Raw genomic sequence first — 10,807 nt, forward strand, 5'->3', positions numbered from 1 at the left:
TTAATTATTCCCCTATTTTTTGTAAATAACTGCCCCTACACAGAGAAATGCACCCTCGATATCGTACTCAGCAACTATCTTCTTTCTCCATCAGAGCGCTCACGGTCAATCTTTGTCAGCTGCGCATTGAGTTGATGTTCTGTCATTCCATGTTTGTATGCATTGTATTGCCAGATCACAAACTGTTGTTTGTACCTCCGGTTCTCTTCCTTAAGCTCTTCGATTTCGCTTTCAAGATTCACAATCCTAGCGGCTGCAATGTTCAAACTAGCTGGACGCGGATTTTTGGGGCCACGGCCTTTAAGCGCCTCTTTCTTTGTTTGATAGGCAGTCACTATTGCCCCATGTGCATTAAGGGACTGTCTTGACGGCAACTTTCCGACCAATGGTTCTGCCGCCTCTCAAATTGCTGACCAGGACAGTTTTGATTCCTGCCATCCTCGAATTAGATTCACGATGGCGTTAATGTCTCTATTGTCCAGATGCTTAGCCAAGGCCACCTCCTAACAAAGTTGTCAAATCATCTAACATCACAGCTTCTTCACTTTTTTTGCCTTTTTGCTTGATGGCCGCAATAGACGTCTTTGCGACAACACGGCGAAGCTGGCTGAAATCATTGCCCCGGAGCTTAATCTGGGTACCATTTTCAATGTCTGGATTCTCTAAAATAGCGACTAACTCACGAAGCCGGGTGACAGTTTTCTTGTGGTATTGATACCAGCGATCAGCCCCCATCTCGCCGCGTTCTACCGCTGCATCAGCAATACAAAACATTCGTTCCGACTTCACCAAACTTTTCTTAATTCGATCCAATATTTCTGTATCCTCGCCTTTGATACAAACCTGCTCAGTACAATTGACGCAATCTCGGAACTTCTCGCAAGGGCCCATGGTGTAATCATGCACGCAGTAGCCATACTCCGTCACATGGACTGCGGCATGATCTAACGTATTGAACTCTTGAATAGTCACAGGAAGGTGCTTAGCCACATCTCCAGCAGGCCCAAATAGACCTTTTGAGGGATCGAGGCGTTCAGACATGCCAACCAACTCATATTCAGTCATGTGGTTGTAAGCTCGATTCTGTTTCATATCTGCCCGACCAGACCACTTGGCAATTTCCAAGTTTGAGAGCCCACCACGCTGAGCTATGGTGTTAAGTAGGTGCCGAGCTTGGTGCGAGGTTAATTTAACCCGTTCACCGTTTTCAGCATGGTAATTATAGCGATCAAAGATACTGGCATGTTTTCCATTCAAAGTCTCCCGAGGCGTCAGATCATTATTAAAGAAGTTATTGGTTGGTTTATACAATTCAATCGGTATACATCGGCGATTCCCGTGGAACTGATTTACATTAAGTGCAAACAAAGCATTGCTGTACTTAATTCCCTTGTCTTTATCAAACCACGGAAAACCATCAGGCAATCGCGCCATAGCATGGCGCCACAGGCTTTTTAGTGTGTGCGAACCATCTTCTTGAGCTAACCCTCGATTAAAGAGAGAAGAACGACATTGTTTTTTGGATTTACAAGCAAGACCGAGAGCCATACAAGACTGTTCCATTGTCAACGGCTCATCATCAGCGACATCAGGACAGTTAGCATGGCGGTAAAATTTATCCGGGTGTATCTCAATCCACTTGGCCAGCTGTCGAGCATTCTCAGATAACATTTTGGTTCTAGCGATAGCTGTTTTAGCAACGCCAACCATTACAGTGGGTATCCATTTAATGCCCCCTTCATAGCCTTTACCTGCAAAGAAACGCCAACCATAGCGTTCTATATCTTCGCTATCGGTTTCAAACACCTCACAATCTGCAGGAAGTGCTAACACTTCAGAAATGCGCGAAGGAGCAGACATCAACATAGCAAACACCGATGTTGTAAATATGTCTCTTTCATCCATTGGATCGTTTGCAAAAATTTCCGCAAGCGCGTTGAGGGCAATATCACTCGGTAGTTTCTTTTCCCTATTTTTTTTAGCCTCTCTGCCTGTTTTGTTTTTGTCCTCTGCACGCCTAATGGGATTAACCCAATTTTGCACGGCACTTGATACAAGTCGATTTTCAACGACAAACTTAGCCAGCCGCTCAATCTCTCGGCCACAATGATATGCAGCACCATCAGAGTAGTGCTGCCTTGCCAATTCAGATGCTTCATCCAGTACTGAAATCGACAGACCATCAATATTTGCATTTCCATTTACTTGAATTAAAGCCGCCTCAATCGCACGGAGGGCCTTACTTTCATTCTTTGTCCCTGTGGGATGATGTCCCTGCTGGTAACGAAAATAGGCTTTGGCGAAATCAATGAACGCAGGGTCTTGTACCTCTCCCTGCATAGGTGTTCGCGTAATAATGCCTAGCTTGGCAAACACTGTTATGTTTGGCCAAACAGGAGCTTCCCAATTCAGATCGGAACCGAATACAATCAATTGTACTCGGCACTTGGATATGAATACTCCAAGGTTTTGTGCTGCTGTCAGCGTAGCCTTTGGTTTAAACTGGAAAATCTCAGCCATTGGCGATTGCTCCCTGTGGACTAAGCTCTTCACGACGTTTTGCACAACGCATGATCACATCTGCCACCGCGATAATGCTGCGATCAAGTATGGCAGCAATCTGGATATCGCCGGTTATCTCTTTCACCCGTTCACGCTCGTTGAGCAGCCCCTGATAGACATCCTCATGGGTGCCATCCAGCCAAGGCTGGAAATGCATGCAGGTGTAGCAAGGAATAGGAACATTGGCACCACAAAAACCATGCTCCCCACAAGTACCTACACCATGGCCTATCTCGGTCCTAATGCGACTGGCAGGGTCGTTACCTCGATGCGCGCCCCTCTCTGAATCGACAAGTACCCCGACAAAGGCCTGGGCGTATGGTGCTAGTTGGAAGCCAACCGCCTCATCAAGCTTTTTCACATGTTCGGGAATGTTCTTGATGTAAACGCCGGCGTTTTGGGTATCCGTATGGTCAAGTAGTTCCGCAATCACCAATTCGCCAAATCCTTCCTTGGCAGCTCGTGTGCCCGTGGTATAGCGAAAACGACGAGCATTGATATGTAATAGCTCACCAGTACGTTCTGACCGGATATCAGATTTTTCTATGATGTACTGGAGTGTGTTGGTTATCTTTGCTGCGGGAATGTGGAGTTTGTCGGTAGCAAACAGTTGGCGGAATTCATAAGGAGACTGGACGGTAGCTAACACATCAAGATCTGGAAACAGAGGGATTTGCTGTCGGTCATCTTCCTGCAATTCAAACCCCAGACGATTCTCAACCATTGCAATTGCATTCTTTGCCTGAGTGTTCAGAATTACCCATAGTTCCGGTGATATCGCAAAGAGCTTGAAGTTTATTCGAAAAGAACTGCTGCGCTGCTTGGCTCGCGGCACATTCAAAACATAGAATGGCTCTCCCTTTTCATTTTTACCGCAAAGCACATCGACCGCATGAAGCAGCGAGATCTGGATGGGTCGTCGTCCTGTATGACTGATGCTAAGTGCCAAAGCCAACTCCGCTATGGTAATTAAGCTCTTTTCATAAGCCCGAACAGCCCCCTCGTTAAACGCTGTCAGCTCATTATCCGTCAGAGGCCCTTCTTGAGGATCCTGACGCTTAACCGCATCTCCCTTACGATTACCCTTCAGCCTCCAGCCATCCAACAAACTGATCACATCTTTGCTGATACCGGGATAACCAAGCTGGTGCCAAGTTCGAAGAAAGCCACGTATAGTTGCCAGATACCATTCCGTCGCAGGCAATAGTCTCGCCCGATAATTAATCAATACCGTATCAGTAATTTCTCTCGCATGAGTCTCTCGCAGCATGTGCTGAAACCGCATAATAATGTTCAGAGTATGAGGAGCAGATTGAGTAGAAGCATAAAATGCTAGCGTGCGTAGGCAGCCATTGAGCCCCTCACCTGACAAGTAATGGTGAATATCTGCAAGAGTGGCGTGGGTATTTTTATCCAATATCCACGATGTATCATATAAGTGAAAGAAATAGCCATTGGCCCTAGCACAGATTCGCTCGGACACTAATGCCGGTAGGAACTTACTCGTCATCATTCTTCATGTCCTTTGGCAAGCGAGTGCCATTACCTTCCTGCAATGCCAAAGCGGCCTTAAACCCTTTTTGCTGAATGAAACGCTTGTTGTAAGTCGCTGCAGTTCCCGAACTATCTCTCCAACCCATTAAGTAAGAACGGAGCTGCTCTTGGCGTTCCTCGCTGACTTGCTCATTCATGGCATCCATTCTTTCTGAAAACTTTCGATTCCATGTATGGCGGAACGAATGCCCTGTCGCTGCATACAATTGTGGTGATACAGCCCTGACCACGGAAAAGATTTTATGATATCCCCCTTTAGAGATAGGGTTTCCAACTGTTGGCCCTAGCTTATAAGTGACAAAGAGGTAGTCATTTTTCTTTGCATTTCGGACTTTCCGGCGATCTTGGATGATATAACTATGTAGTTCTTGAACTAGGGATTCAGCCAATGGCAAGAGCCGGTCTCTCGTTTTAGCATGGGGCTGATTGGTTCTAGAATCAGCTAGCTCATCTGCTCGCCTAAATATACGGATCCTGTTAGTACTAAAATCAATATCTTGTATTCTGATGTTTAACAATTCCCCACCTCGAATACCAAGATAAAACAGAAGTAAGATCATCAGCCGATTGCGACGCTGAACATCTATTGAGAAAGGATTTAAATCTGATCCCGGCTTGATAACTTCAAATAGCGTATCCAATTGCACATCATTCAATGACCTGTCTTGCCATTCACTGTTTCTGCGCTTTTTCGACGGTCGACGTATCTTTATGTGCTGCAACATTTCATTGATCTGTTCGACAACGCCCGGTTCTGCCGTCTTTAAAATATGCATTGCATACCAACCTAAATATTTGGCATATGTTGTCAGCCGGGAATGCAATGTTCCGTTATCAACAGTATCGCTACTCGCATCTTCCAACCAAGGTGTAGAAGAAGCAACTAACAGCTTCTTTCCCTGCTTGCGCTGAGCAAAATCCCGCAGATCGTCCAGTTCGTAAGGTTTGAAGAAATTTTTGGTCAAAAATCGCTGTTCTAGGTCAATGCCACGATTATCTAAGAAGCGTAGCAGCACAACAAGGTTGCTAGCTGCTGCTAGCATAGTTGAAAAAGCATCCCCTCTGTTGCGGATTTGGGTTGTTAAAAAAAGAGTCGGGTAATACACGGGAAGGCAAGAAGAACGATCCACCACCATGCAGTATCGCTCGCCACTGTCCATGACAAATGTTGTAACCTTGTAGTTATCCTTCATGTGCCCATACCCCATACACTTTACATAATTGCAAGGTACACAGTATGTTAGGAAGATATCAATTACGATTTGACACTTTTGAGACGCGGCAAATAAAAAGCCCCTGTATTAACAGAGGCCTGATAGATAATTAATTACATAAACGTCTTAGGTAAATCCTAGAATGGAATATCGTCATCAAAATCCATTGGTGGTTCATTGGTTTGTGGTGCAGGTGCTGATGGGCGTGCGGCTGGCGCTCCACCACCACTGAATTGTTGTGCTGCTTGGGGCTGCTGTGGTTGGCCCCAACCACCTTGACCGCCTTGACCTTGTGATGGTGCATCACCGCCACGGCCACCTAACATTTGCATTGAGCCACCGATATTCACAACAACTTCTGTCGTATAACGATCTTGACCGCTTTGATCTTGCCATTTACGTGTTTGCAGAGAACCTTCGATATAGACTTGTGAACCTTTTTTTAGGTATTCACCTGCTACTTCAGCAAGTTTGCCGAAAATAACGACTCGGTGCCATTCGGTTTTTTCACGCATCTCACCGGTTTGCTTGTCACGCCAACTTTCAGAAGTTGCCAGAGTCAGGTTCGCCACAGCTCCGCCGTTAGGCATATAACGGATTTCTGGATCTTGTCCTAGGTTACCGATAAGAATTACTTTATTTACGCCTCTGCTGGCCATTTATTACTCCTGATGCATTGAATTTTAATCTCTGGATTAGCCGTGAAGTTTACCACGACCTCGCTTTTTTGCACCACGAAATTGAAACTACTGAGCGTTCTTGCGAAACGCTTTCCAACTTTTGGTGAAACGCTACCGTGCCAATTTTCAGTATAGACACAAAATAGTTCACACCGTATCTATCTTTTCGATAAATTCAGATCGCTGTTTTTCTGTTTTTCTGTTTTTCTGTTTTTCTGTTTTTCTGTTTTTCTGTTTTTCTGTTTTTCTGTTTTTCTGTTTTTCTGTTTCACCATTAAAATCTTACTCTAAATAGTTCAAGCTGTGGCTAGGCGGCAAACGAAGATATCGTAGGGAGCATACAAAAGTTATGTGACCTACGTAGCTGAGCGCAGCCAACCCACTGTGGATTGAAATATGACGAGTAGGAAAATATGACATGCAGGAAAATATGACAACCACTGTATATCCATTCAGCCATAAATATGTGATAATAGTCTCTTGCGATTGTTCAATATCAAATCATCCGGGAAGTGGTAAATGGATAATATCGAAGTCCGCGGCGCACGTACGCATAATCTGAAAAACATCAATCTCATCATCCCTCGCGACAAACTCATTGTTATTACTGGGTTATCTGGTTCAGGGAAATCATCTTTAGCTTTTGATACCCTGTATGCAGAGGGTCAGCGCCGTTATGTTGAATCTTTATCTGCTTATGCCCGCCAGTTTCTTTCTTTAATGGAAAAACCGGATGTCGATCATATTGAAGGGTTATCTCCTGCTATTTCAATTGAACAAAAATCCACTTCACATAACCCACGTTCGACGGTCGGAACCATCACAGAAATTCATGACTATCTGCGATTATTATTTGCCCGTGTTGGTGAACCTCGCTGCCCTGATCACGACATACCGCTTGCGGCTCAAACGGTTAGCCAGATGGTCGATAATGTTTTGGCTCAGCCCACCGATCGCCGAATGATGCTACTTGCTCCTGTCGTTAAAGAACGTAAAGGGGAGCATGTTAAGTTACTCGATAACTTGGCCAGCCAAGGCTATATCCGCGCCCGAATTGATGGAGAAGTTTGCGATCTATCAGACCCACCAACGCTTGAATTACAAAAAAAACATACAATTGAAGTCATTGTTGACCGTTTCAAAATTCGTGATGATATTGCTCAGCGTTTAGCCGAATCTTTTGAAACCGCACTAGAACTATCTGGTGGTACCGCAATTGTCGCGGATATGGATGACACAAACGCAGAAGAGCTGGTTTTTTCAGCAAATTTTGCCTGCTCCGTTTGCGGCTATAGTATGATAGAACTTGAACCTCGCCTATTTTCTTTTAACAACCCAGCTGGAGCCTGTCCAAGCTGTGATGGCTTAGGTGTCCAGCAGTTTTTTGATCCCGAAAGAGTCATCCAAAATACCGAAATCTCACTTGCCGGTGGCGCAATTCGGGGTTGGGATCGCCGTAACTTTTATTATTTTCAAATGCTGATGTCATTAGCTGAGCATTATAAATTTGATGTGGAAGCACCTTACGACACCCTGAGCCCCGCTATCCAAAAAATTATTTTATATGGTTCAGGCAAAGAAACGATTGAGTTTAAATACCGTAATGACCGTGGCGATATCACTGTACGCCGACACCCTTTTGAAGGCGTACTCAATAATATGGAGCGCCGCTATAAAGAAACGGAATCAACGGCTGTCCGTGAAGAATTAGCGAAATATATCAGTAACCGTCCATGTGTCTCTTGCCATGGAACACGCTTACGTAAAGAAGCGCGATTTGTCTTTGTTGAAAATACGACTTTGCCGGAAATCGCAGATTACAGCATTGGCCACGCAATGGAGTTTTTCCAAAACCTAAAACTCACTGGCCAGCGTGCTCAAATCGCAGAAAAAGTCTTAAAAGAAATTGGCGATCGCCTGAAGTTTCTCGTCAATGTTGGGCTTAATTATCTGACCCTATCACGCTCTGCCGACACCTTGTCCGGTGGTGAAGCACAACGCATCCGTTTAGCAAGCCAAATTGGTGCAGGTTTAGTGGGCGTGATGTATGTCCTTGATGAACCATCAATTGGCTTACACCAACGTGATAATGACCGATTACTTGAAACATTGATCCACCTACGCGATCTAGGAAATACCGTGATCGTGGTTGAACATGACGAAGACGCGATCCGCGCCGCAGACCATGTGATTGATATCGGCCCTGGTGCTGGGGTGCATGGCGGGCAAATTGTTGCCCAAGGAACATTGGAAGATATTGTCGCAAACCCAGATTCACTCACAGGTAAATTTTTAAGTGGTGAGCGCAGAATTGACATCCCGCAAAAACGCGTTCCAATTAATAAAGATAAAATGCTGACCGTGTTTGGGGCAAAAGGTAACAACCTGAAAAATGTGACATTAAAAGTCCCAGTTGGGTTATTTACTTGTATTACGGGTGTATCGGGTTCCGGTAAATCGACCTTAATAAACGACACGTTGTTCCCTATTGCTCAACGCCAATTAAATGGCGCGACCACCATCACACCCGCGCCTTATTTGGATGTCGAAGGCTTAGAGCACTTTGATAAAGTGATTGATATTGACCAGAGCCCAATAGGCCGGACACCACGTTCGAACCCTGCCACCTATACTGGTGTGTTTACACCTGTGCGTGAGTTATTTGCTGGTGTACCTGAATCTCGGACTCGCGGTTATAACCCAGGACGTTTTAGCTTTAACGTAAAAGGTGGCCGTTGTGAGGCTTGTCAAGGTGATGGAGTCATCAAGGTTGAAATGCACTTCTTACCTGATGTGTATGTCCCTTGTGACCAATGTAAAGGTAAACGCTATAACCGTGAAACTTTAGAGATTAAATATAAAGGTAAAAATATCCATGAAGTTCTGGATATGACTATCGAAGAGTCTCGTGAATTCTTTGATGCTGTACCCGCCCTTGCCCGCAAGCTACAAACTTTGATGGACGTTGGTTTATCCTATATCCGTCTCGGTCAGTCAGCCACAACTCTATCAGGGGGTGAGGCACAACGTGTGAAATTAGCTAAAGAGTTGTCTAAACGCGGAACAGGCCAAACTATCTATATTTTGGATGAACCAACAACAGGTCTGCATTTTGCTGATATCCAACAACTTTTAGTTGTTTTACATCAGCTTCGTGATCAAGGAAATACCATTGTGGTGATTGAGCACAACCTTGATGTCATTAAGACAGCGGACTGGATTGTCGATTTAGGCCCAGAAGGTGGTAGTGGTGGCGGTGAAATTTTAATTGCTGGCACACCAGAAGAAGTCGCTGAGTGTGAAAAATCGCACACTGCAAGGTTCTTGAAAACAATTTTAGAACGCGGCTATTAATCAACAAAACATAAGGGAAAGCCGATATTGCTTTCCCTTTACTTTATCGATATTCACTCAAGTTTCGCAGCAATAACGAGCAAATTATCGCCGAAACCTCGACATTCTATTTATCTTAGCAATTTCTATGACGAAGAAATTAAAACAACGTATATTATACGAAATACTTCTTTCAATGTAGATTAGTATCTATGAAGTACTAAGTCTCCTTTTCTTTTATGTGGTCAGGATATGACAATAGCGATGAACACAAACATACATAAAAAAAACACTTATACGCGATCGAGCCTCATCGCTATGTTATTTGTTGGTATGTTAGGGGTATCTCTTTCATCTGAGTCAGCCGTTGTTGGTACCGCGACACTAAAATTACATGGCGTCATTGATCTAACTTTATCAGATCGGTTCGCACAAGAAGTACAAGGAACGTTAACTGGAGATACAGTCTTAGATGCCGAACCTATTTTTGATAATGTAGAAAAAAAATACTGGTTAGAAACCATCCCCTTGTTAGGTATCAGTAATAACCAATCACAATGTGACTTATCCGGCTTTGCTAAAATTCCTTATATGATTGCTAATACTTATGGTGCACCACTCGTCAATAATGAAGGGGGAGTAAATGCATATGTGGTTCCGCAACTAGATTATGATTTAATTATTAGTAAATATTCTAACCGGTTAGAACCTGCATACCATGGTACCTTTTTTACCCGAGATAATAGCTCGAAACTCAGCCATATCCCGAAACCTGGGGTCACCGGGGCTTGTTTTATTCCGTCAGACAGCTATAACACTGTCCCTAAAGGTGGTCATAAAAACCTAACATTATCTGTTTCGCGTCCCCAATTACTGTATGTTGATAGCAATTTACCTTCAGGTAAGATGCAATACAGTAATAAAGTTCCATTGTATTTTATGACCAGTGGATATATTAATGCAGCAAAAAGCGCCATCCGCTTAAATATTGATGCGGATATTACTATATTGCGCTATTGCGAAGTCAGTAATCTCACTAACAGCCAAATTAAACACTCTTTCTCAGATGAAATGCAATCATTACATAAATCTTCACTCACAATAACCTGTAATGGTAGTAAACAGGACAGTGTCAGAATGATAGCAAAAGCAAAAGACACCGATTTTGATGCAAGTAATCCCAAAAAATTACTCTTAAAACCTGTTGATACCACCGTTAAGTCAGAGGTTTTACCTTGGGTTATTGGTCGCATTTATGAATCAGGGAAATCTGCATCCTTAAACTGTAATGATTCCACCAATTCACAATTAATGAGTTTCCACGGTGAGGAAGTCGATCTTGGTGTAAAAAACACCCAAAAAGCGATGTTGTTTGATATTTCTTGGGCATTGTGTAGAACACCGGAGGTACCAAGTGGGGAGTATCAAGGTAAAGCAGATCTAGAATTTTTTATTAAAAGTTAG

7 protein-coding genes are annotated in these 10,807 nt (G+C 43.8%); 2 read left to right on the top strand and 5 right to left on the bottom strand.

The genetic code is table 11. The features are described from left to right. Positions 1-74: 74 nt before the first annotated feature. The 5 genes from PSF28_RS19570 to PSF28_RS19590 all read right to left on the bottom strand — a co-directional run bounded on the left by PSF28_RS19570 (position 75) and on the right by PSF28_RS19590 (position 5,989). Positions 75-335, bottom strand: a complete 261-nt coding sequence (locus tag PSF28_RS19570; protein ID WP_080348002.1) for a hypothetical protein — start codon at positions 333-335, stop codon at positions 75-77. 151 nt (positions 336-486) lie between these two features. Beyond that, a complete protein-coding gene (locus PSF28_RS19575; RefSeq protein ID WP_272685511.1) occupies positions 487-2,520 on the bottom strand; it encodes an integrase in 2,034 nt (677 codons plus the stop codon). Further along, on the bottom strand, positions 2,513-4,075 hold the full coding sequence (locus PSF28_RS19580; protein WP_272685512.1) for a site-specific integrase: 1,563 nt from the start codon (positions 4,073-4,075) through the stop codon (positions 2,513-2,515). The genes PSF28_RS19575 and PSF28_RS19580 overlap by 8 nt, the downstream gene beginning before the upstream one ends. Beyond that, positions 4,062-5,309 carry a tyrosine-type recombinase/integrase gene (locus tag PSF28_RS19585; protein WP_272685513.1) on the bottom strand — a complete coding sequence of 416 codons (1,248 nt, stop codon included), beginning with the start codon at positions 5,307-5,309 and terminating at the stop codon, positions 4,062-4,064. The genes PSF28_RS19580 and PSF28_RS19585 overlap by 14 nt, the downstream gene beginning before the upstream one ends. Before the next feature lie 158 nt (positions 5,310-5,467). Further along, entirely contained in the window at positions 5,468-5,989 is a 522-nt protein-coding gene (locus PSF28_RS19590; RefSeq protein WP_109912589.1) for a single-stranded DNA-binding protein, read from the bottom strand. A 540-nt stretch (positions 5,990-6,529) separates the two neighbouring features. Here PSF28_RS19590 and uvrA point away from each other — a divergent pair. Both uvrA and PSF28_RS19600 read left to right on the top strand, forming a co-directional pair. Beyond that, entirely contained in the window at positions 6,530-9,364 is a 2,835-nt protein-coding gene (gene uvrA / locus PSF28_RS19595; RefSeq protein ID WP_210835817.1) for an excinuclease ABC subunit UvrA, read from the top strand. 243 nt (positions 9,365-9,607) lie between these two features. Beyond that, positions 9,608-10,807: a hypothetical protein gene (locus PSF28_RS19600; RefSeq protein WP_210835819.1), complete on the top strand. Its 1,200-nt coding sequence runs from the start codon at positions 9,608-9,610 to the stop codon at positions 10,805-10,807.

It is taken from the genome of Providencia sp. PROV130, from assembly GCF_028482225.1.
GTDB classification, from domain to species: Bacteria; Pseudomonadota; Gammaproteobacteria; order Enterobacterales; family Enterobacteriaceae; genus Providencia; species Providencia rettgeri.